General features: G+C 67.0%; 22 protein-coding genes, 3 tRNA genes and 1 pseudogene. 19 read left to right on the top strand and 7 right to left on the bottom strand.

What is annotated here, in order from left to right:
- Positions 1-235 precede the first annotated feature (235 nt).
- A pseudogene (locus AC5Y47_RS06795) lies at positions 236-1,276 on the bottom strand (phosphatase PAP2 family protein); the annotation flags it as partial.
- Positions 1,277-1,353: 77 nt separating this feature from the next.
- On the opposite strand from AC5Y47_RS06795, the gene AC5Y47_RS06790 reads away from it, so the two are divergent.
- Positions 1,354-1,749 carry a YchJ family protein gene (locus tag AC5Y47_RS06790; protein ID WP_499943140.1) on the top strand — a complete coding sequence of 132 codons (396 nt, stop codon included), beginning with the start codon at positions 1,354-1,356 and terminating at the stop codon, positions 1,747-1,749.
- Here AC5Y47_RS06790 and AC5Y47_RS06785 read toward each other — a convergent pair.
- Together AC5Y47_RS06785 and AC5Y47_RS06780 are read right to left on the bottom strand one after the other, a co-directional pair.
- Positions 1,723-1,795 (bottom strand) — tRNA-Arg (locus AC5Y47_RS06785). The genes AC5Y47_RS06790 and AC5Y47_RS06785 overlap by 27 nt on opposite strands.
- Before the next feature lie 29 nt (positions 1,796-1,824).
- Positions 1,825-1,916, bottom strand: a tRNA-Ser gene (locus AC5Y47_RS06780).
- An 82-nt stretch (positions 1,917-1,998) separates the two neighbouring features.
- On the opposite strand from AC5Y47_RS06780, the gene AC5Y47_RS06775 reads away from it, so the two are divergent.
- Both AC5Y47_RS06775 and AC5Y47_RS06770 read left to right on the top strand, forming a co-directional pair.
- On the top strand, positions 1,999-3,069 hold the full coding sequence (locus tag AC5Y47_RS06775) for an aromatic amino acid aminotransferase (RefSeq protein ID WP_499943139.1): 1,071 nt from the start codon (positions 1,999-2,001) through the stop codon (positions 3,067-3,069).
- Positions 3,066-3,527 (top strand): DUF4334 domain-containing protein, encoded by a 462-nt coding sequence (locus AC5Y47_RS06770; protein ID WP_499943138.1) that lies wholly within the window; start codon positions 3,066-3,068, stop codon positions 3,525-3,527. Before AC5Y47_RS06775 ends, AC5Y47_RS06770 begins: the two co-directional genes overlap by 4 nt.
- Before the next feature lie 64 nt (positions 3,528-3,591).
- On the opposite strand, the gene AC5Y47_RS06765 is transcribed toward AC5Y47_RS06770, so the two are convergent.
- On the bottom strand, positions 3,592-4,191 hold the full coding sequence (locus AC5Y47_RS06765) for a TIGR03086 family metal-binding protein (RefSeq protein ID WP_499943137.1): 600 nt from the start codon (positions 4,189-4,191) through the stop codon (positions 3,592-3,594).
- Positions 4,192-4,215: 24 nt separating this feature from the next.
- Here AC5Y47_RS06765 and AC5Y47_RS06760 point away from each other — a divergent pair, with 24 nt between their 5' ends.
- The gene (locus tag AC5Y47_RS06760) at positions 4,216-5,040 is read left to right on the top strand and encodes a crotonase/enoyl-CoA hydratase family protein (protein WP_499943136.1); all 825 of its coding nucleotides are present in this window, start codon (positions 4,216-4,218) and stop codon (positions 5,038-5,040) included.
- Here AC5Y47_RS06760 and AC5Y47_RS06755 read toward each other — a convergent pair.
- A complete protein-coding gene (locus AC5Y47_RS06755) occupies positions 5,027-5,413 on the bottom strand; it encodes a hypothetical protein (protein ID WP_499943135.1) in 387 nt (128 codons plus the stop codon). The genes AC5Y47_RS06760 and AC5Y47_RS06755 overlap by 14 nt on opposite strands.
- Before the next feature lie 25 nt (positions 5,414-5,438).
- On the opposite strand from AC5Y47_RS06755, the gene lipE reads away from it, so the two are divergent.
- Together lipE and AC5Y47_RS06745 are read left to right on the top strand one after the other, a co-directional pair.
- Complete coding sequence (gene lipE, locus AC5Y47_RS06750) at positions 5,439-6,680, top strand: lipase LipE (protein ID WP_499943134.1); 1,242 nt, start codon at positions 5,439-5,441, stop codon at positions 6,678-6,680.
- Between the two features lie 39 nt (positions 6,681-6,719).
- The gene (locus tag AC5Y47_RS06745; protein ID WP_499943133.1) at positions 6,720-7,826 is read left to right on the top strand and encodes an Rv2629 family ribosome hibernation factor; all 1,107 of its coding nucleotides are present in this window, start codon (positions 6,720-6,722) and stop codon (positions 7,824-7,826) included.
- A 16-nt stretch (positions 7,827-7,842) separates the two neighbouring features.
- Here the strand turns inward: AC5Y47_RS06745 and AC5Y47_RS06740 are convergent.
- Positions 7,843-7,929 (bottom strand) — tRNA-Ser (locus tag AC5Y47_RS06740).
- A 23-nt stretch (positions 7,930-7,952) separates the two neighbouring features.
- Here AC5Y47_RS06740 and AC5Y47_RS06735 point away from each other — a divergent pair.
- The gene (locus AC5Y47_RS06735) at positions 7,953-8,921 is read left to right on the top strand and encodes an NAD(P)H-quinone oxidoreductase (protein WP_499943132.1); all 969 of its coding nucleotides are present in this window, start codon (positions 7,953-7,955) and stop codon (positions 8,919-8,921) included.
- A gap of 7 nt (positions 8,922-8,928) precedes the next feature.
- Here the strand turns inward: AC5Y47_RS06735 and AC5Y47_RS06730 are convergent, their stop codons facing one another.
- Positions 8,929-10,125 (bottom strand): cysteine desulfurase-like protein, encoded by a 1,197-nt coding sequence (locus tag AC5Y47_RS06730; protein ID WP_499943131.1) that lies wholly within the window; start codon positions 10,123-10,125, stop codon positions 8,929-8,931.
- Positions 10,126-10,254: 129 nt separating this feature from the next.
- On the opposite strand from AC5Y47_RS06730, the gene AC5Y47_RS06725 reads away from it, so the two are divergent.
- The 12 genes from AC5Y47_RS06725 (at position 10,255) to dprE2 (ending at position 20,482) form a co-directional block, all read left to right on the top strand.
- Positions 10,255-12,216, top strand: a complete 1,962-nt coding sequence (locus tag AC5Y47_RS06725; protein ID WP_499943130.1) for a DUF6541 family protein — start codon at positions 10,255-10,257, stop codon at positions 12,214-12,216.
- Positions 12,217-12,244: 28 nt separating this feature from the next.
- Positions 12,245-12,772: a bacterial proteasome activator family protein gene (locus tag AC5Y47_RS06720; RefSeq protein WP_499943129.1), complete on the top strand. Its 528-nt coding sequence runs from the start codon at positions 12,245-12,247 to the stop codon at positions 12,770-12,772.
- 4 nt (positions 12,773-12,776) lie between these two features.
- Positions 12,777-13,574: a galactan export ABC transporter ATP-binding subunit Wzt/RfbE gene (gene wzt / locus AC5Y47_RS06715; protein WP_499943128.1), complete on the top strand. Its 798-nt coding sequence runs from the start codon at positions 12,777-12,779 to the stop codon at positions 13,572-13,574.
- Positions 13,567-14,481 carry a galactofuranosyltransferase GlfT1 gene (glfT1, locus tag AC5Y47_RS06710; protein ID WP_499943127.1) on the top strand — a complete coding sequence of 305 codons (915 nt, stop codon included), beginning with the start codon at positions 13,567-13,569 and terminating at the stop codon, positions 14,479-14,481. Before wzt ends, glfT1 begins: the two co-directional genes overlap by 8 nt.
- The gene (gene wzm, locus AC5Y47_RS06705; RefSeq protein ID WP_499943126.1) at positions 14,478-15,308 is read left to right on the top strand and encodes a galactan export ABC transporter permease subunit Wzm/RfbD; all 831 of its coding nucleotides are present in this window, start codon (positions 14,478-14,480) and stop codon (positions 15,306-15,308) included. Before glfT1 ends, wzm begins: the two co-directional genes overlap by 4 nt.
- A gap of 7 nt (positions 15,309-15,315) precedes the next feature.
- On the top strand, positions 15,316-16,173 hold the full coding sequence (locus AC5Y47_RS06700) for a class I SAM-dependent methyltransferase (protein ID WP_499943125.1): 858 nt from the start codon (positions 15,316-15,318) through the stop codon (positions 16,171-16,173).
- Between the two features lie 97 nt (positions 16,174-16,270).
- Positions 16,271-16,732: a GTP cyclohydrolase I gene (locus AC5Y47_RS06695; protein WP_499943124.1), complete on the top strand. Its 462-nt coding sequence runs from the start codon at positions 16,271-16,273 to the stop codon at positions 16,730-16,732.
- A gap of 2 nt (positions 16,733-16,734) precedes the next feature.
- Entirely contained in the window at positions 16,735-17,262 is a 528-nt protein-coding gene (locus AC5Y47_RS06690; protein ID WP_499943123.1) for a 6-carboxytetrahydropterin synthase, read from the top strand.
- Between the two features lie 111 nt (positions 17,263-17,373).
- On the top strand, positions 17,374-17,859 hold the full coding sequence (locus AC5Y47_RS06685; protein WP_499943122.1) for a GreA/GreB family elongation factor: 486 nt from the start codon (positions 17,374-17,376) through the stop codon (positions 17,857-17,859).
- Between the two features lie 86 nt (positions 17,860-17,945).
- Positions 17,946-18,311 carry a GtrA family protein gene (locus AC5Y47_RS06680; RefSeq protein WP_499943174.1) on the top strand — a complete coding sequence of 122 codons (366 nt, stop codon included), beginning with the start codon at positions 17,946-17,948 and terminating at the stop codon, positions 18,309-18,311.
- A 32-nt stretch (positions 18,312-18,343) separates the two neighbouring features.
- Positions 18,344-19,717, top strand: a complete 1,374-nt coding sequence (gene dprE1 / locus AC5Y47_RS06675) for a decaprenylphosphoryl-beta-D-ribose oxidase (RefSeq protein WP_499943121.1) — start codon at positions 18,344-18,346, stop codon at positions 19,715-19,717.
- Entirely contained in the window at positions 19,718-20,482 is a 765-nt protein-coding gene (gene dprE2 / locus AC5Y47_RS06670) for a decaprenylphospho-beta-D-erythro-pentofuranosid-2-ulose 2-reductase (protein WP_499943120.1), read from the top strand. It abuts the gene before it with no gap.

The raw sequence follows: 20,482 nt of genomic DNA, 5'->3' as shown, positions 1-20,482 counted from the left end.
CTGCGTTCCCGGCGCCGAGGAAAACGGCGTAGAAACCGAGGCTGAAGAGCACCATCGCCGCGACCAGGAGGGCGCCGGAGAACGCCGGATGGCGCGCCATCGCCGGTGCCAGGAACCGGCAGCACGCCAGCAGGACCGCCAGAAAAGCCACACCGGAGCCGACCAACGCCGGGCGCGACCATTTGTTGCCTCGCACCGGCTCGCGCAAGGCCGACTCCAACGTCAGGCACAACACCGCACCCGCGATCAGATCCACGCCGTAGTGATAGCCGAAACCAAGCGTCGCCACGACGGTTCCCACCAGCCAGAACGCGCCTCCCCACCGCAGCCAGCGCGGACCGCCGCGGGAATGCAGGAACACGGCCAGCGCCCAGGCGGTGTGCATCGACGGCATGCAGTTACGCGCCGTCAGCTCGTCGAACGCTATTGCCTGCGGCGACAGGATCCGCGGCAGGGTGTGGGGCCAGAAGTCGCCGACCTGGAAGCCGCTGCCGGCGGGGCCGAAGGCGAACTCCGGGCCGACCACCGGAAACACCACATAGATCAACGGTCCGACCAGGCCGAGTATCAGAAACGTCCGCACCAGGAAGTGGCGCGGCCAGCCGGCGGAGTTGACGTGGCGCAGTTGATAGACCACGACGACCATGGCGGCGAGAGGCAACTCGATGTACACCCAGTGCAGCACGGCGGTGAGAACCGGGCCGCCCGCCTCGAACAGCCGACCGACCAACCACGACGGTTGCCCGAGCGCGTGGTCGGCAAGGAAGGCGTATTCGTCGAGAACCGTCGGCCGGACGACAGCGGTGATGCGCAACCAGGTGTCGCCGACCTTGGTCGCCATGATCACCAGGAAGCCGAGGGCGATCCCGTGCAGGGCGGTCGCGCGCCGGACGCCCGTCCAGCGCCACCATGCCACGAAGACCAGCCCGGTCAGCACGATCATCGGTCCGTTGCCGAACGTCAACGCCGCACCGCGCAGCCAGCGCTCCGCAGCAAAGACGACGTCGAGCGCCACGGCTAGCGACAACGCCCAGATCCGGCATCGGGTGGACACACCCACGATGCCCACGGCCAGCCCGACCCACGAGACCGTTGTCGACTTCGGGGTGGCGATGTAGTCGCTGATCAGGCTGTGTAGCGGACCCTGGAAACCCCAGCAGCTGGCGACGATCTGCAGACCCACCAGCAGCGCCGTACCCGCCACGACGACGACCGTGACCCAGCTCGGCGCCGACCGGGCACGCAACTGCGGTCGTCGCGCGTGGTCAGTGAACACCAGTCGGATTTTAGGTGTCGTACAGGGGTCAGAGCTATCGATTCAGCCAGTCTTTATCAACCGACTAAGTTGGCCGAATGACCGAACTGCTCGGGCCCGAGTGTCCGTGCGGCAGCGGCGCCGGCTATCCGGCGTGTTGCGGACCGTTGCATCACGGCGATCGGCAGGCCCGCACGGCGGAGGAATTGATGCGGTCGAGGTACTCGGCATATGCCCGCGGCGACGCCGACTATGTGTTCCGGACCTGGCATCCGCGGACGCGGCCTCCGGACGTCGCTATCGATCCCCGGATCAGGTGGACGCGGCTACGGGTGACCGATGTCGGCGACGAGGTAGTGGAGTTCGTTGCCAGCTTCGAGTTCGACGGGCGGGTTGACGAGATGCGCGAACGCAGCCGGTTCGAGCGGCGGGCCGGGCGATGGTTTTACGTCGAGGACGAAATGCAGCGCGCCCGAAGGGATTCGAACCCCTAACCTTCTGATCCGTAGTCAGATGCTCTATCCGTTGAGCTACGGGCGCCGGTCTTTAGTTGTACAGCGGGTGTTGCGTGGCGGAGGCGAGAGGATTTGAACCTCCGGTTCCCTTTGAGGGGAACAACTCATTAGCAGTGAGCCCCATTCGGCCGCTCTGGCACGCCTCCATGGCCTTCCAAAGGGTACCCGACCCCGGAACCCGGAGCCGCCGGAGGCATAGCGTACACAGCCGCGTCATATGCTGTCGAAGTGACCGCCCGCCTGCGGCCCGCGCTGGCCGGGCTGCCAGTTTACGTTCCCGGCAAGACCGTGCCGGGCGCGATCAAACTGGCCAGCAACGAAACGGTGTTCGGCCCGCTGCCCAGCGTCCGCGCCGCCATCGGGAACGCCACCGAGCTGATCAACCGGTACCCGGACAACGGATGCGTACAGCTCAAGGCCGCGCTGGCCCGTCATATCGGTCCCGACTTCGCACCCGAGCACGTCGCCGTCGGCTGCGGTTCGGTCAGCCTGTGCCAGCAGTTGGTGCAGATCACCGCGTCGGTGGGCGACGAGGTGATCTTCGGGTGGCGCAGCTTCGAGCTGTACCCGCCGCAGGTCCAGGTCGCCGGCGCCATACCGGTCCAGATCCCGCTGACCGACCACACCTTCGACCTGGACGCGATGCGGGCCGCGGTCACCGAGCGCACCCGGCTGATCTTCGTCTGCAACCCCAACAATCCGACGTCCACCGTCGTCGACCCGGACGCGCTGAGCCGGTTCGTCGAGGCCGTGCCGTCGGACATCCTGATCGTCATCGACGAGGCCTATGTCGAGTACATCCGCGACGGCATGGCGCCGGACAGCCTGGGACTCGTGCGCGCGCACGACAACGTCGTCGTGCTGCGCACCTTCTCCAAGGCCTACGGGCTGGCGGGGCTGCGGGTGGGTTACGCGATCGGCCACCCCGACGTGATCACCGCACTCGACCAGGTCTACGTGCCGTTCACCGCGACGAGCGTCTCGCAGGCCGCGGCGATCGCCTCGCTGGACGCCTCCGACGAACTGCTGGCCCGCACCGACGCCGTCGTCGCCGAACGTCGACGGGTCAGCGCGGAGTTGCGGGACGCCGGCTTCACGCTGCCGTCGTCGCAGGCCAACTTCGTCTGGCTGCCACTGGGCCCCCGCACCCGCGACTTCGTACAGCAGGCCGCCAACGCGCTGATCGTGGTCCGCCCCTACGGCACCGACGGTGTCCGGGTCACGGTGACCGCCGACCCATCCGAGAACGACGCCCTGCTGCGGTTCGCCCGCGGCTGGATTGGAGGAGACGCACGATGAGTGTTGCCCGCAAGCAGTTCACCGAATTCAAGGAACGCGACGGCGTCATCCCGGACGCCGAACTCGACGATTTCTGGGCGACACTCGAGCCCGCGACCGTCGACGGCATGCTCGGTGAATGGGAGGGCGGCGAATTCGTCACCGCCCACCGCGCCGTCGGGTCCCTGGCCAAGATCAACTGGTTCGGCAAGACCTTCAAGTCGGTCACCGACGTGCAGCCGTTGGTCTGCCTGGACGCCGAGGGGAACAAATACTCCAACGTCGAGCGGATGAACGGCGAGGCCAGCCTGTGGCTGGAGGAATTCCGCGGCGAGGTGACCGCCACGATGGTCTACGACGGCGCTCCCGTCCACGACCACTTCAAGAAGATCGACGACGACGCGGTGATGGGCATCATGAACGGCAAAGGCGTCCTGGACGGCGGTCGGTACTACTACTTCTACCTGGAACGGGTCTAGCCGCTTCGGCGTTCGTCGCCGAGCGTGCCGCCACTGCGAAAAAACGGCAAGTTTTTCGCAGTAGTTACACGCTCGGCGCGGACCAACCCGGGTCGCGTCCGGTGAAAGCGACCAGCCGGTCCAACGGCGACGCATCCGCCGGCACCGGGACGGGCTGATCGAAACCGGCTGCACCGCGCTGTTCCGGGCGGATTATCTGCTGCGCCAGCCCGAGCACGTACTCCGACAGCGAGTCCGGGGCGTGCACGTCGTAACCCACCGCCACCGCGTAATCCCAACCGTGCACCAGGAATTCGATCGAGAACACCGCGACCGCGACCCGGGCCGGCATCGGGTTCGTGCCCAACCGCACCTCGCCGTCCAGACCGTGCTTGTGCCAGGCGTCCAGGGCCGGACGGGACGCGCTGACCACCAGCGCCTCCACCGAGTCGGTGTCCTGCGGCACCGAGATGTCCGCCCCGACCATGCCGCCCAGCGACACGATCGAATTGAGCAGGTGCCGGGTCAGCTGCTTGACGTCGAACTCCGCGCACGGCGTCTGCTTGGCGCTGTCCTCGCGGCTGATCGGGTGCAGCACCTGCTGGAGCACCGCGAGGGTTGCTTCGGCGCTGGCCAGCTCGTCGGTAGGCGGAGAATCCGGGCCGGGTCGCAAGTCTGAGGGCATACCCGTCACGCTACGGTCTCGGCTATGGCCGATACATACGAATCCGTCACCGTCGAGATCAAAGACCAGGTCGCGCAGGTGACGCTGATCGGCCCGGGCAAAGGCAACGCGATGGGACCCGCGTTCTGGTCGGAGTTGCCCGAGCTGTTCCCGGCGCTGGACGCCGACCCCGAAGTGCGGGCGATCGTGCTGACCGGCTCGGGCCGCAACTTCAGCTACGGCCTGGACGTGCCGGCGATGGGCGGGTCGTTCACGCCGCTGCTGTCCGGCGACGCGCTGGCCGGTCCGCGCGCGGTGTTCCACCGGGAGATCAAGCGGATGCAGGGCGCGATCACCGCCGTCGCCGACTGCCGGACGCCCACCATCGCCGCGGTTCACGGCTGGTGCATCGGCGGCGGCGTCGACCTGATTTCGGCAGTGGACATCCGCTACGCCAGCGCCGACGCGAAGTTCTCGGTGCGTGAGGTCAAGCTGGCGATCGTCGCCGACGTGGGCAGCCTGGCCCGGCTGCCGCTGATCCTCAACGACGGGCACCTGCGCGAGCTCGCGCTGACCGGCAAAGACATCGACGCCGCCCGCGCCGAGAAGATCGGCCTGGTCAACGACGTGTACGCCGACGCCGACGCCACGCTGGTCGCCGCGCACGCCACCGCCGCCGAGATCGCCGCCAACCCGCCGCTGACCGTGCACGGCATCAAGGACGTCCTGGACCAGCAGCGCATCGCGGCGGTATCGGAGAGCCTGCGCTACGTCGCCACCTGGAACGCGGCGTTCCTGCCGTCCAAAGACCTGACCGAGGGCATCTCGGCCACGTTCGCCAAGCGCCCGCCGCAGTTCACCGGCGAATAAGACTCAGGCGCAGGGCAACAGCGAGCCAACCGGTGGCGATTACCAACCCGGCGAACTCCAGCCAGCCCACGGCTGCCCCGGCGTGATGCTTGGTGTCCACCAGGTGGCTGACCGCGTGCAGCGCCCAGTGCGCGGTGGCGAAGGCCAGCGCAGGCACCCGCCAGGACGGCCAGCGCAGCGCGCCGAGCAGCAATAAGCCCAGCGGGAACTCGAACGAGGCGTTGTCGAAGATGTAGTGGGTGTTGCGTACCCCGAACGCCCCGAGGGTGTGGAAGAAGGTTCCCGGCGCCACCGCCATGAACAGTCCCAGGCCAACGGAGTAGAAGCCGAACACCAGCAGGATCACCTCGACATAGCGTGCGCGCGTGAGCATGGGCTCAAAGCTAGGCTGTGGCCACATGAGCCCGACACCAGACGGCAGAATTCGGGTCCCGTCCGACCTGGACGCCGTGACGGCGATCGGCGACGAGGACCACTCCGAGATCGACAGGGCTGGCATCGACCGGATCTGGCAGGCGGCCAGGCACTGGTATCGGGCCGGCATGCACCCGGCCATCCAGCTGTGCATCCGGCGCAACGGCCGGGTGGTGCTCAACCGTGCCATCGGCCACGGCTGGGGAAACGCCCCGACCGACGCACCCGACGCCGAGAAAGTCCCCGTCAGCACCGACACACCGTTCTGCGTCTACTCGGCGTCCAAAGGCATTACCGCGACCGTCGTGCACATGCTCGTCGAACGCGGAGTCTTCACCCTGGACGACCGGGTGTGTCAATACATCCCCAGCTACACCAGCCACGGTAAGGACCGGACCACCATCCGGCACGTGCTGAACCACAGCGCGGGCGTCCCCTTCCCCACCGGGCCCCGGCCGGACCTCAAACGCGCCGACGACCACGAATACGCCCAGGAGCAGCTGGGCAAACTGCGCCCGCTGTACCGGCCGGGACGCGTGCACATCTACCACGCGCTGACCTGGGGACCGCTCATGCGCGAAATCGTCTACGCGGCCACCGGCAAAGACATCCGCGATGTCCTGGCCAGTGAGATCCTCGAGCCGCTGGGCTTCCGCTGGACCAACTTCGGCGTCGCCCCGCAGGACGTGCCGCTGGTCGCCCCGAGTCACCCGACCGGCAAACCGTTGCCGCCGGTGATCGCGGCGATCTTCCGCAAGGCGGTCGGCGGAACGGTGCACGAGATCATCCCGTACACCAACACGCGGGCGTTCCTGACGACCGTGGTGCCGTCCTCCAACACCGTCTCCACCGCGGACGAATTGTCGCGGTTCGCCGAGATCTGGCGACGGGGCGGGGAACTCGACGGCGTGCGCGTCATCAGCCCGGAACGCATGTACGGCGCCGTGCAGGAGGCGCGGCGGCTGCGGCCCGACTTCGCGGTGGGCCTGCAGCCCGCCCGGTGGGGAACCGGCTTCATGCTGGGCACCGACCGGTTCGGACCGTTCGGCCGCAACGCCGCGACGGCGTTCGGCAACCTCGGGCTGGCCAACATCGCGATCTGGGCGGACCCGGCGCGCGGCCTGGCCGCCGGGGTGATCAGCAGCGGAAAACCCGGCAAGGACCCGGAGATCAAGCGCTACACCGCGCTGATGGACACCATCGCCGATTCGATCCCGCAGATTTGAACTGCGTTTGTTCGGGATGTGCGCGGGCATCTAGAGGGGATGGATTCCGAACGCTTTCGTCCCCTGCTGGACACCTCCGGCCCATTCGTGTCGGTGTACTTCGAAGACACACACAACACGCACGACGCCGAGGCGCAGCTCGAGCTCCGGTGGCGGGCCGTCCGTGAGGAACTGGAGGCCCGCGACGTCGTCGAATCGGTGATCGGCGACCTCGAGAAAGCGGTGATGGATCTGCGCCCGCCGATCGGCTGGAGCGGTCGCGCGCTGGTCGCCGGCACCGACGGGGTGGTGATCAACGAACACCTGCTGCGCCCGACCGCCACGACTCTGATCCGTGTCTCCGACCTGCCTTATATCGTGCCGATCGTCGAGCACGGCTTTGAGACCCCGGCGTATGTGTTGGTCGAGGTGGATCACACCGGTGCCGACATCACCACCCACGTCGACGGTGTCTTCGAAACCGAGACCGTCGACGGCGGCGGCTATCCGGTGCACAAGGCGTCCGGTGCCGAGAACGCCGGCTACGGCGACCCGCAACAGCGCACCGAGGAAGCTGCCCGCAAGAACATCCGCGCGGTGGCCGACCGCGTCACCGAATGGGTGGACGAGATGTCGGCCGACACCGTGTTCGTGGTCGGCGAAGTGCGCTCACGTTCGGACCTGCTTGCCGCGTTCCCGGAACGGGTCGGCGAGCGCGCGCTGGCGCTCGAAGTGGGAGCACGAAACAGCGGGCACGACTCCGCCGAGGTCCAGGGCCAGATCGAAGCCTGGTTCGTAAAGCGGCGGCTCAGGATGATCGACGACGCCGCGGAACGGTTCGCCGCCGAGATCGGCCGGGAATCCGGTCGTGCGGCCGAAGGTCTGGGTGCCGTGTGCTCCGCGCTGCGCCAAGGTGCCGTCGAGACGCTGATCGTAGGAGACATCGGCGACGCGACCGTGGTTGCCGATGCGGACATGACCACCGTGGCACCGGACGCCAACGTGCTGTCCGAGCAGGGCGCGGCACCGGAGAAAACGCTGCGCGCCGACGAAGCCCTGCCGTTGCTCGCCATCTCGACAGGCGCTGCGCTGGTCCGCACTGACGAGCGGATCGATCCTGCGGACGGGATCGCCGCGGTGCTGCGGTACGCGCCGACGCTGCACTGATCGGCGTCGGAAAAAGCGGTGGCGGAGGGATTTGAACCCCCGGACGGTTTTAGCCGTCTCTCGCTTTCAAGGCGAGTGCATTAGGCCGCTCTGCCACGCCACCGCCGACAAGACTAGCGTGACGACATGCGTGCCATCGTCGCCGAATCCGCAGAGCAGCTGGCCTGGCAGGACGTCCCCGATGCGGCTGCCGGCCCGGGCGAGGTACTGATCAAGGTCGCCGCGGCCGGCGTCAACCGCGCCGACGTGCTGCAGGCCGCCGGCAAGTATCCGCCGCCGAAGGGTGCCAGCGAGATCATCGGCATGGAGGTCAGCGGCACGGTCGTCGAAGTCGGCTCCGATGTTGCCAATTGGTCTGTCGGGCAAGAGGTTTGCGCATTGCTCGCCGGCGGCGGCTATGCCGAATACGTCGCGGTGCCGGCGGGACAGGTGATGCCGGTTCCCGAACGCGTCGACCTCATCGACGCCGCCGGGATACCGGAAGTGGCGTGCACGGTGTGGTCGAACCTGGTCATGACCGCCCGCCTCGGTCCCGGCCAGCTCGTGCTGCTGCACGGCGGTGCCAGCGGCATCGGGACCCACGCCATTCAGGTGGCGCGCGCGCTGGAAGCGCGGGTCGCGGTCACCGCCGGGTCACCGGAGAAACTGGAACTCTGCCGAGAGCTGGGCGCCGAGATCACCATTTCCTACAAAGACGACGACTTCGTGGCGCGGTTGCAGGAGCAGGGAGGTGCGAACGTGATCCTCGACATCATGGGTGCGGCCTACCTGGACCGCAACATCGACGCCTTGGCCACCGACGGGCAGCTGATCGTGATCGGCATGCAGGGCGGGGTGAAAGCCGAACTGAACCTGGGCAAGCTGCTGACCAAGCGCGCGCGGGTCGTCGGCACCACGTTGCGGGCTCGTCCGGTCAGCGGGCCGAACAGCAAGAGTGCCGTCGTCGAGGCGGTGACGGCATCGGTGTGGCCGATGTTCGCCAGCGGCGCGGTCCGGCCGGTGATCGGCACCCGGATGCCCATCGAGCAGGCGGCGGAGGCTCATCAATTGATGGTGTCGGGCAAGACTTTTGGCAAGATCCTGCTGACCGTCTAGCCCGGGCTCAGCCCAGCGACGCCAGCGCCCGCACCAACTGGTCGACCTCGGCCATCGTCGAGTAGTGCGCCAGTCCGACCGTGACAGCACCGCCGATGTCGTCGGCACCCAACACGTCGAGCACCCGGGACCCGGCGTTGGCGATCGCCAGAATGCCGTTGTCCGCCAACCGCTGGACCACCCGGTCGGCCGGCACTTCGTTGACGACGAAGCTGACCACCGGTATCCGCGCCTCGGGACGGCCGAGCGGGATCACCAGCGGCAGCGACCGCAGCGACGTCATCAGATAGTCGTAGATCCGATTCAGATATGCCGACGCGGAGTGCATCGACACCGACAGCCGTTCCCGTCGGCTGCCCCGAGCCGACTCGTCCAGTGAGGCCAGATATTCGACGCTGGCCACCACTCCGGCCAGCAGGCCGAACTGGTGCACGCCGACCTCCAGTCGTGCCGGACCGCTGGCGTAGGAGTCGGTGGACACCGAACCGAAGGTGTTGATCAGGGCCGGGTCGCGGAACACCATCGCCCCGATGGGCGGTCCGCCCCAGCCCACCGCGTTCACCGTCACCACATCGGCGTCGGTTTCCTTGATATCGAACAACCGGTACGGCGCGGCGGCGGAGTGATCGACCACCACCAGGCCGCCGACGTCGTGCACCAGCTTGGTCATCGCGCGCAGGTCGGTGACGGTGCCCAGCGAGCCCGACGCCGACGTCACGGCAACCAGCCGGGTCGACTTGCCGACCAAACTCTCCCACTGCCAGGTCGGCAGTTCACCGGTCTCGATGTCGACCTCGGCCCACTTGACTTTGGCGCCGTACCGGTGCGCCGCGCGCAGCCAAGGAGCGATGTTCGCCTCGTCGTCCAGCCGGCTGACGACCACCTCATAACCCAGCCCGGAGCGCGCGGACGACGCATCGGCCAGTGCCGACAGCAACACCGCGCGGTCACAGCCCAGCACCACGCCACCCGGATCGGCATTCACCAGGTCGGCCACCGCCTCCCGGGCCGCTTCCAGGATCGCGGCGCTGCGCCGGGCCGACGGGTGCGCCCCGACCGTGCTGGCGCCTGCCCGGCGGAAAGCCGTCGACACGGTGGTGGCGACCGAGTCGGGAATCAGCATGCCGGTCGGCGCATCGAAGTGGACCCACCCGTCACCGAGCGACGGGTGCAGTCCACGCACCCGGGCGACGTCGTAGGCCATGCCAGCCACCTTAGGGCTCTCGGATGCATTCGCCATTTTGCGAACGAATGGTCGGTAGCGGGTGCGCCAGAGACGTTCCGGCCGTTACGGCCTCCCGAGCGGGTGCACCCGGCCAGCCATACTAGTCGAGTGAGCTTGTGGTTCGGAACGCTGATCGCACTGATCCTGCTGATCGCACCGGGTGCCATCGTCGCACGTATCGCGCAGCTGAACTGGCCTGTCGCGATTGCGGTCGGCCCGCCGCTGACCTACGGCGTGGTGGCCCTGGCGATCGTCCCGTACGGTGCCCTCGGCATCCCCTGGAACGGCTGGACGGCGCTGGCCGCGCTGGCCGTCGTCTGCGTCTTGGCGACGGTCGCGACCCTGCTGCTGGCCCGCTTCCGCGACGGGGTGGCCGAGGCCGGCGAGGTGAGCTTCGGCCCCGGCCTGCTGGTCGCGGCCGGGGTGGTGTTGGGGGTGGTGCTGATCGGCTGGGCGGCCTTCGCCGGCATACCGCACTGGCAGTCGATCCCCAGCACCTGGGATGCGGTCTGGCACGCCAACGAAGTGCGCTGGATCCTCGAGACCGGCCAGGCGTCGCCCACGCACATGGGCGAGCTGCGCAACGTCGAGACCCACGCGTTGCTGTACTACCCGTCGGTGTTCCACGCGCTGACCGCGGTGCTGTGCCAGCTGTCCGGCGCGGCGGCCGCCACCGGCTACACGCTGACCTCGCTTGGGGCCGCGATCTGGCTGTTTCCGGTCAGCGCGGCGGTGCTCACGTGGAAGGCGCTGCGGCTGCGCGCCAGCCAATGGGTGACCGCCGCGACCGCGGCGACGGCGGCGGCGTTGTCGGCGTCGTTCACCGCGGTGCCCTATGTGGAGTTCGACACCGCCGCCATGCCGAATCTGGCGGCCTACGGGGTGGCCATCCCGGCCATGGCGCTGATCACCTCCACGGTCCGGCACTGGGACCGCATCCCGGTGGCGGTGCTGGCCCTGGTCGGCGTCTTCTCGGTGCACATCACCGGCGGCATCATCACCGTGCTGCTGGTGGGCGCGTGGTGGCTGTTCGAATGCCTGTGGCACCCCGCGAAGAGCCGGCTGGTTGATCTGCTGACCCTGGCCGGCGTCGGCGCCGCAGCCGGGCTGATCCTGCTGCCGCAGTTCTTGAGCGTCACCAAGCAGGAAGACATCATCGCCGGTCACTCGTTTCTGACCTACCTGAGCATGCGGCATGGCCTGTTCGATGCCGTGTTCATGCACTCCAGGCATCTGAACGACTTCCCCTACCAGTGGGGGCTGAGCCTCCTGTGCGCCGTCGGCGGGTTCATCATGCTGGTCAAGAAGATCTGGTGGCCGCTGGCGGTCTGGCTGCTCTTCATCGTGATCAACGTCGACGCAGGCACGCCGCTGTGGGGTCCGTTCGGGAGGGTGGCCGGATTACTCGGCGAGTTCTTCTACAAGGATCCGCGTCGAATCGCGGCGGCCACGACGCCATTGTTCAACCTGATGGCGGCCGTCGCCCTGGTCGCGATCGCAGTGGCGGTGGTGGGTCTAGCCAAGCGACTGGTCAAGCGGGAGGTGTCGCCGCGGGCCTGGACAACGGCCACTGCGGCGCTGATCCTCGCCGTCACGCTGGGCAGCGCGGTGCATTACTTCCCGCGACACCGTTTCCTGTTCGGCGACAAGTACGACCAGATCATGGTCAATCAGCAGGACCTGGACGCCATGGCCTATCTGGCGAATCTGCCCGGCGCGCGCGACACCAGGATCGGCAACTCCAACGTCGACGGCACCGCCTGGATGTACGCCGTTGCCGGGCTGGACCCGCTGTGGACGCACTACGACTATCCGGTTCAGATGGGCCCGGGACCCAACCGCTACATCTTCTGGGCCTACGCCAGAAAAGGCGATTCCGACAAGCGGGTCCCCGAGGCGATCAAAGCGCTCAACATCCGGTACGTCCTGGCCAGCGGTCCGACAGTGCGCGGGTTCAAGATTCCCGACGGGCTAATCTCACTGGACAAGTCGCCGTACTGGACCATGATCTACGACAACGGCGGCGCCCAGATCTACGAATGGCACGACTACGCGGCGACACACCGCTGACCAGGCACGCACGAGGACGGTGAATGGGTTGAGTACGGGCAACGACGATGACGACGGCATCGAAATCATCGGCGGCGTCGATCCGCGCCTGATGGCGATGCAGCCTGCAGAAGACGACTCCGACGAACGCTCGCTGACCGACCTCGTCGAGCAGCCGGCCAAGGTGATGCGCATCGGCACCATGATCAAGCAGCTGCTCGAAGAGGTGCGGGCCGCGCCGCTCGACGACGCCAGCCGCACGCGGCTGCGCGACATCCACGCCACCAGCATCCGGGAACTCGAGGACGGCTTGGCGCCGGAGCTGCGCGAAGAGCTGGAACGGCTGACGCTGCCGTTCAACGAGGACACACCGCCTTCGGACGCCGAACTGCGCATCGCTCAGGCCCAGTTGGTCGGCTGGCTGGAGGGCCTGTTCCACGGCATCCAAACCGCGCTGTTCGCCCAGCAGATGGCCGCCCGCGCGCAGCTGGAACAGATGCGCCAGGGCGCCTTGCCGCCGGGGATCGGAAAGCCGAGCCAAGGCGGCGGCGCGCACGGCACCGGCCAGTACCTGTAGAACCGTGTCGAGCGGCCCGCACATCGAGACCCGCGACGCGTGGGTGGAGTTCCCCATCTTCGATGCCAAGTCGCGCTCGTTGAAGAAGGCATTCCTGGGCAAGGCGGGCGGTGCCATCGGGCGCAACGCCTCCAACGTGGTGGTCATCGAGGCGTTGCGGGACATCACCATGTCGCTCGAACTCGGCGACCGCGTCGGCCTGGTCGGGCACAACGGCGCCGGGAAATCGACTCTGCTGCGCCTACTTTCGGGCATCTACGAACCGACGCGGGGCTGGGCGAAGGTGACCGGCCGGGTCGCGCCGGTGTTCGATCTGGGCATCGGCATGGACCCGGAGATCTCCGGTTACGAGAACATCATCATCCGTGGCCTGTTCCTCGGGCAGACCCGCAAGCAGATGCTGGCCAAGGTCGACGAGATCGCCGAGTTCACCGAACTCGGCGACTACCTGTCCATGCCGCTGCGTACCTACTCCACCGGTATGCGAGTCCGATTGGCGATGGGTGTGGTGACCAGCATCGACCCGGAGATTCTGCTGCTCGACGAGGGCATCGGGGCGGTGGACGCCGAGTTCCTCAAGAAGGCGCAGTCACGTCTGCAGAGCCTGGTGGAGCGGTCCGGAATCCTGGTATTCGCAAGCCATTCCAACGAATTCCTGGCCCGGCTGTGCAAGACCGCAATGTGGATAGACCACGGCGTCATCAAACAACGCGGCGCAATCGAAGACGTGGTGCGCGCCTACGAGGGCGAGGACGCGGCCCGGCACGTGCGTGAAGTCCTCGCCGAGAACGCGCGTGACTGAATCCGTGTTCGCCGTCGTGGTCACCCACCGGCGCCCCGAGGAACTCGCACGCTCGCTCGACATGCTGTGCCGCCAGACCCGGGTACCGGACAAACTGATCGTCGTCGACAACGACGATTCCGGGGACAACCGGGTGCGCGATCTCGTTGCGGGACAACGAGTCCCAGCTATCTATCTGCCGTCCCGCCGAAACCTCGGCGGCGCCGGCGGGTTCGCGCTGGGCATGTTGCTGGCGTTGGCACACGGTGCGGACTGGATCTGGCTGGCCGACGACGACGGATACGCGCACGGCACCGAAGTGCTGGCCACCCTGCTGGCGTGCGCGGACAAGTACGGCCTGGCCGAGGTATCACCGATGGTGTGCAACATCGACGACCCGGAGTTGTTGGCCTTTCCGCTACGGCGTGGCCTCGAATGGCGCAGGCGCACCAGCGAATTACGCACCGATCCTGCTCAGGACCTGCTGCCCGGCATCGCGTCGCTGTTCAACGGCGCACTGTTCCGGGCGGCCACCTTGGAGGCGATCGGCGTGCCGGATCTGCGTCTGTTCATCCGCGGCGACGAGGTCGAGATGCACCGCCGCCTGGTCCGTTCCGGTCTGCCGTTCGGCACCTGCCTGGACGCGGTGTACCTGCACCCGTGCGGCTCAGCCGAATTCAAACCGATCCTCGGCGGCCGCATGCACACCCAGTATCCTGACGATCCGAGCAAGAGGTTCTTCACCTACCGCAACCGCGGCTACGTGTTGTCCCAGCCGGGGCTGCGCAAACTGCTTCTGCAGGAATGGGTTCGGTTTGCCTGGTTTTTCCTGGTGACCCGCCGCGACCCTGCCGGCCTGCTGGAGTGGATTCGGTTGCGTCGGCTGGGACGACGAGAGCGATTCGAACGGCCAGGAGGTTCGACATGACGTTCGTTGACGCGGCCGCTCAGTCCAAGACGTTCGCCCGCGCCCGCGGCGATCTGGTCACCGGCTTCCATCGCCGCGAGCTGTGGCTGCACCTGGGCTGGCAGGACATCAAGCAGCGGTACCGCCGTTCGGTGCTGGGCCCGTTCTGGATCACCATCGCCACCGGTACCACCGCGGTGGCGATGGGCGGGCTGTACTCCAAGCTGTTCCACCTCGACCTGTCGGTGCATCTGCCGTATGTCACCCTCGGCCTGATCATCTGGAACCTGATCAACGCCGCGATCCTGGAGGGCGCCGACGTCTTCGTCGCGAACGAGGGGTTGATCAAGCAACTGCCGACGCCGCTGAGCGTGCACGTGTACCGGCTGGTGTGGCGGCAACTGATCCTGTTCGCGCACAACATCGTCATCTATCTCGTCGTCGCCGTCATCTTTCCCAAGCCATGGTCCTGGGCGGACCTGTCGGTCATCCCGGCGCTGGCGCTGATCATGCTCAACTGCGTGTGGGTGTCGTTGTGCTTCGGCATCCTGGCGACGCGCTACCGCGACATCGGCCCGTTGCTGAATTCCGTTGTGCAGCTGCTGTTCTTCATGACTCCGATCATCTGGAACGACGAGAGTCTGCGCCAGCAGGGCGCCGGCCGGTGGTCGAAGATCGTCGAACTCAACCCCCTTCTGCACTACCTCGACATCGTGCGCGCGCCGCTGCTCGGCGCCCCCCAGGAGTTGCGGCACTGGGCGGTGGTCGTGGTGCTGACGGTGGTCGGGTGGGCGCTGGCCGCGGTCGCCATGCGCCAATACCGGGCGCGCGTGCCGTATTGGGTTTAGGACGGTGATGAGTGATCCCGGCACCGGGAAAGCCGGGGGAGTCAGAAAAACCGATGCCGGCCTGCTCACCGGCGTCTCGGAGACGGCGCTGTTGACCCTGCGCGGCAGGGCCTATCAGGCGGGCCGCCCGGACGCGATCATCGACGACCCGATGGCCATCGAACTCGTCGACTCCATCGACTTCGACTTCGAGAAGTTCGGTCGCCGCAAGGGTCAGGAGATGGCGTTGCGCTCGCTGGCGGTCGACAGGTGCGCGCTCGCCTACCTCACCAAGCACCCCCGCGCCACCGTGGTCGCACTCGCAGAGGGCTTCCAGACCAGCTTCTGGCGGCTGAGCAGCGCCCTGCCGGATGCGCGGTTTCGCTGGGTGTCGATCGATCTGGCGCCGGTGATCGAGCTGCGGCAGCGACTCCTGCCCCGATCGCCCCGGATCACCGAACTGGCCCAGTCCGCTCTGGACTACAGCTGGATGGAGAAGATCGACACGAGCGACGGTGTGTTCATCACCGCCGAGGGACTGCTGATGTACCTGCAACCGCACCAAGCGCTCGGACTCATCGCTGCCTGCGCCGGTCATTTCGCCGGCGGCCAGATGTTCTTCGACCTGCCGCCAACCATCCTGAAGAAGCTGGCCCCCAAGGGAATCCGTTCGTCCAAGCATTACCGGGTACCACCGATGCCGTTCAGCCTCTCGGCGCGTCGACTGGCAGACCTGGCCGGCACCGTGCCCGGGATCCGCGCGGTGCACGATGTGCCGATCCCGAAGGGCCGGGGTGTGTTCTTCGGCACCCTCTACCCCGCGATCTGGCAGTTCCCGCCGCTCAAGCCGTTCCGAGGGGCCTACACCCTGGTCGAATTCGGCTGACGCGGAGCCCGTGCACCCGGCTCCCGGGAGCCGCGTTGAGGATCGTTCCAAGAATCCTTTGAGAATCCGCCAAGGATGCGGCCAGAGGCTATGCCGCATGCTGCGTCATGACAACGGATCCGCGCTCACCGTCGGAGCACTGCTGCAATTCCCGGTCGGCCGCGACACCGAACCGCCGGCCGAGCTCGAGTTGGTGCGGCCGATCCCGTTCCAAGCCCTCTGCGAGGAGCACCTGCTGCCGTTCTACGGCGCGGTGCACATCGGCTACATGCACAGCGGAAAACCGTTGCGGCAGGCCAAGTTCACCCGAATCGTCGAAGCATGCTCGGGCGGCATCCAGATCCAGCAACGCATGACGACCCGGATGGGTCTGTGGCTGCACCACGAGCTCGCCCCGCACGGGGTGGGCGTGCTCGTCGAAGGCGCCTACGCCTGCGCGGCGACACACACCGACTCCACCACTCTGGCGTTCTACGGCTCGCTGCGCCACAGCGCCGAGGAGCAACGTGACTTCATCACCCGCACCACACAAGAACTCGTCAAACTAGGCGCCGAATGACCATGACCGATCTCGTTTTCGCCAACAGAGTCCATACCGCCACGATGCATCGTGACGATGCCCCGATCGGCCGAACGGCGCAGTCGCATCTGCGCAGACGGTTCGGGGAACTGCGTTGCTGCCGCCGATCGTGGTCCGACGACGGCAAGGGACTGCACCTGCACGGTCACCAGCTGACGTTCGAAGTCGAATTCGCCTGTGCCGAAACCGATGCCGGCACCGGTGAGGTGCTCGGGAGCCGGCTACTGCAGGACATCCACGCAGCAGTGCGCCGGCAGTTCGAGGGCACCACCCTGATCGCCGCCAACGATCCGCAACGCGAATTGTTCGAACTGCTGGCCGAGCGTGGGGTGGTCGACATCCGGATCGTGGACAGCGCGGCAATGGAGGCCTCGGCGGCGTGGGTCTTCGACGCGGCGGAACGGATCGTCACACAGGCAACGGGCGGCCGTGTCTGGGTGTCCCGCATCGCCGCCCACGAGAGCGGCAGCAAGGTGATCACCATGACGGCGCTACCGGCCAAGGACTGAGGGCTTAGAAGGTTTTACGCCCGGGTAAACGCGTACGGAATACCAGTGACGACCAGGTTGGTTGTGGTGTATCACTGAAAAGCCACAAATCCGGACGAAAGGTCGCCGCAGGTGAGCGAGGAAGCCCAGTCAACGGACCTGGCGGCAGCGGCACGCGAGAACCTCGCCGCCGAACTCGACCGGCTCAGGCAGCGCCGCGACCGGCTGGAAGTCGAGGTCAAGAACGACCGCGGCATGGTCGGCGACCATGGCGACGCGGCCGAAGCCATCCAGCGCGCCGACGAACTCGCCATCCTCGGTGACCGGATCCACGAACTCGACCGCCGACTCAAGGCGGGACCATCCACGACGGACCCGTCGGACACGCTGCCCGGTGGCACCGAGGTGACGCTACGGTTCGCCGACGGCGAAGTGGTCACGATGCACGTGATCTCGATCGTGGAGGAAACCCCGGTCGGGCACGAGGCCGAGACGCTGACCGCGCGCAGCCCGCTGGGCCAGGCGCTGGCAGGCCACCAGGCCGGCGACACGATCACCTACTCCACCCCGCAGGGCCCGACCCAGGTCGAACTGATTTCGGTGAAGCTGCCCTCCTAGACTTCGACCCGATGATCCCGCCAGAGCCCGATGCCGTGCCGGTCGCCCAGGACCAGCACACGCACCTGCATCTGACCACCCAGGCGCTGCGCTTCATCATCACCGGTGTCTTCGCGGCCATCGTCGACTTCAGCGTCTACGTGGCGCTCTACAAAGGCCTGGGCCTGCAGGTCGACTTGTCGAAATTCATCAGCGTCGTGATCGGCACGATCACCGCTTACCTGATCAACCGGCGTTGGACGTTTCAGGCGGCGCCCAGCCGTGCGCGGTTTGCCGCCGTCATGGCGTTGTACGGGGTCACCTTCGCAGTCCAGATCGGTCTGAACCATCTGTGTCTGGCGCTGCTGCACTACCGCAGCTGGGCGATCCCGGTGGCGTTCGTGATCGCACAGGGGGTCGCGACGGTCATCAACTTCGTCGTGCAACGAACCGTGATCTTCCGCGTCCGCTGAGCCTCGTTGGGCTCGCGGTACCCTCTTTGACGATGTCGAGCAGCGATCTGTCCACCACGACCACCCGGCTCACCGGTTGGGGACGAACGGCACCCTCGGTAGCCGAGGTCCTGCGCACCCCCGACCCCGAGGTCATCGTCCGCGCGGTCGCGCAGGCCGGGCCCCGGGGCGTCCTGGCCAGAGGGCTGGGCCGGTCCTACGGCGACAACGCGCAGAACGGCGGCGGGCTGGTCATCGACATGACCGCGCTGAACAGGATCCATTCGCTGAGCGCCGACACCAGACTGGCCGATGTCGACGCCGGGGTGAACCTGGACCAGCTGATGAAGGCGGCGCTGCCGCTGGGGTTGTGGGTTCCGGTGCTGCCCGGCACCCGGCAGGTCACCATCGGCGGGGCGATCGGCTGCGACATCCACGGCAAGAACCACCACAGCGCCGGCAGCTTCGGCGACCACGTGCGGTCCATGGAATTGCTGACCGCCGACGGGCAGATCCGACACCTGACGCCCGACGGCGAGGAAGCCGAGCTGTTCTGGGCCACCGTCGGCGGCAACGGCCTGACCGGGATCATCCTGCGCGCCACCATCGAGATGACACCCACCGAGACCGCGTACTTCATCGCCGACGGCGACGTCACCGCGAGCCTCGAGGAAACCATCGCCTTCCACAGTGACGGCAGCGAGGCCAACTACACCTACTCCAGCGCGTGGTTCGACGCGATCAGCGCACCGCCCAAGCTGGGCCGTGCCGCGATCTCCCGCGGCTCGCTGGCCACCCTGGACCAGCTGCCGGCCAAATTGCAGCGCGACCCACTGAAATTCGATGCGCCGCAACTGCTTACGCTGCCCGACATCTTCCCCAACGGGCTGGCCGCCAAGTACACCTTCATGCCGATCGGCGAGCTGTGGTACCGCAAATCCGGAACCTACCGCGGCAAGGTGCAGAACCTGACGCAGTTCTACCACCCGCTGGACATGTTCGGGGAATGGAACCGGGCCTACGGTCCGGCCGGCTTCGGCCAGTACCAATTCGTCGTGCCCACCACCGCCGTCGACGAGTTCAAACGGATCATCGGCGACATCCAGAAGTCCGGGCACTACTCGTTTCTGAACGTGTTCAAGCTGTTCGGCCCGGGGAACCGGGCACCGCTGAGTTTTCCGATCTCCGGCTGGAACGTGTGCGTGGACTTCCCGATCAAGCCGGGACTCAACGAATTCCTCAACGAACTCGACCGCCGGGTACTGGAATTCGGCGGCCGGGTCTACACCGCCAAGGACTCCCGGGTGAGTGCCGAGACCTTCCACGCCATGTACCCGCGCATCGACGAGTGGATCGCGGTGCGCCGCAAGGTTGACCCGTCGGGGGTGTTCGCCTCCGACATGGCCCGACGTTTGGAGCTGCTCTAGATGGTGCTTGACGCCGTAGGCAATCCGCAGACCATCCTGCTGCTCGGAGGCACGTCCGAGATCGGGCTGGCCATCTGCGAACGGTATCTGCGCAACGCGGCCGCGCGAATCGTGTTGGCCTGCATGCCGGAAGACCCCGGCCGCGACGACGCGGTCGCACAGTTGAAGGCCGCGGGCGCGAAGTCGGTGGAGGTCGTCGATTTCGACGCGGTGGAGACCGACACCCACCCGAAGGTGATCGAGCAGTGCTTCGCCGGCGGCGACATCGATGTCGCCATCGTCGCGTTCGGCCTGCTCGGTGACGCCGAGGAGTTGTGGCAGAACCAGCGCAAGGCCGTGCAGATCGCCGAAATCAACTACACCGCAGCAATTTCGGTGGGCGTGCTGCTCGGCGAGAAGATGCGCGCCCAGGGTTTCGGTCAGATCATCGCGATGAGCACCGTCGCCGGAGAACGGGTGCGCCGGTCCAACTTCGTCTACGGGTCCACCAAGGCCGGCCTGGACGGTTTCTACCTCGGGCTCGGTGAGGCGTTGCGCGAGTACGGCGTTCGGGTGCTGGTGATCCGGCCCGGCCAGGTACGCACCCGGATGAGTGCCCACATCAAGGAAGCCCCGTTGACCGTCGACAAGGAGTACGTCGCCAACCTCGCGGTGACCGCGGCCGCAAAAGGTAAGGATTTGGTTTGGGCGCCAGCAGCATTCCGCTACGTGATGATGGTGTTGCGGCACGTCCCGCGGAAGATCTTCCGCAAGCTGCCCATCTGA

The organism is Mycobacterium sp. NGS22 (assembly GCF_059813095.1).
Note: the sequence above shows the minus strand (reverse complement) of the source record. Positions and strands in the feature narration are given on the sequence as shown.

What these genes read in the sequence shown, in the direction of transcription:
- AC5Y47_RS06755 (WP_499943135.1), bottom strand. Translation starts at nt 5,413, where the DNA reads ATGCTCACGCGCGCACGCTATGTCGAGGTGATCCTGCTGGTGTTCGGC.
- AC5Y47_RS06745 (WP_499943133.1), top strand. Translation starts at nt 6,720, where the DNA reads ATGGATTCCGAACGCTTTCGTCCCCTGCTGGACACCTCCGGCCCATTC.
- wzm (WP_499943126.1), top strand. Translation starts at nt 14,478, where the DNA reads ATGACGTTCGTTGACGCGGCCGCTCAGTCCAAGACGTTCGCCCGCGCC.
- AC5Y47_RS06695 (WP_499943124.1), top strand. Translation starts at nt 16,271, where the DNA reads ATGCTGCGTCATGACAACGGATCCGCGCTCACCGTCGGAGCACTGCTG.
- AC5Y47_RS06730 (WP_499943131.1), bottom strand. Translation starts at nt 10,125, where the DNA reads ATGGCCTACGACGTCGCCCGGGTGCGTGGACTGCACCCGTCGCTCGGT.
- AC5Y47_RS06735 (WP_499943132.1), top strand. Translation starts at nt 7,953, where the DNA reads ATGCGTGCCATCGTCGCCGAATCCGCAGAGCAGCTGGCCTGGCAGGAC.
- AC5Y47_RS06770 (WP_499943138.1), top strand. Translation starts at nt 3,066, where the DNA reads ATGAGTGTTGCCCGCAAGCAGTTCACCGAATTCAAGGAACGCGACGGC.
- AC5Y47_RS06700 (WP_499943125.1), top strand. Translation starts at nt 15,316, where the DNA reads ATGAGTGATCCCGGCACCGGGAAAGCCGGGGGAGTCAGAAAAACCGAT.
- lipE (WP_499943134.1), top strand. Translation starts at nt 5,439, where the DNA reads ATGAGCCCGACACCAGACGGCAGAATTCGGGTCCCGTCCGACCTGGAC.
- AC5Y47_RS06765 (WP_499943137.1), bottom strand. Translation starts at nt 4,191, where the DNA reads ATGCCCTCAGACTTGCGACCCGGCCCGGATTCTCCGCCTACCGACGAG.
- AC5Y47_RS06760 (WP_499943136.1), top strand. Translation starts at nt 4,216, where the DNA reads ATGGCCGATACATACGAATCCGTCACCGTCGAGATCAAAGACCAGGTC.
- AC5Y47_RS06790 (WP_499943140.1), top strand. Translation starts at nt 1,354, where the DNA reads ATGACCGAACTGCTCGGGCCCGAGTGTCCGTGCGGCAGCGGCGCCGGC.
- dprE2 (WP_499943120.1), top strand. Translation starts at nt 19,718, where the DNA reads ATGGTGCTTGACGCCGTAGGCAATCCGCAGACCATCCTGCTGCTCGGA.
- AC5Y47_RS06690 (WP_499943123.1), top strand. Translation starts at nt 16,735, where the DNA reads ATGACCGATCTCGTTTTCGCCAACAGAGTCCATACCGCCACGATGCAT.
- dprE1 (WP_499943121.1), top strand. Translation starts at nt 18,344, where the DNA reads ATGTCGAGCAGCGATCTGTCCACCACGACCACCCGGCTCACCGGTTGG.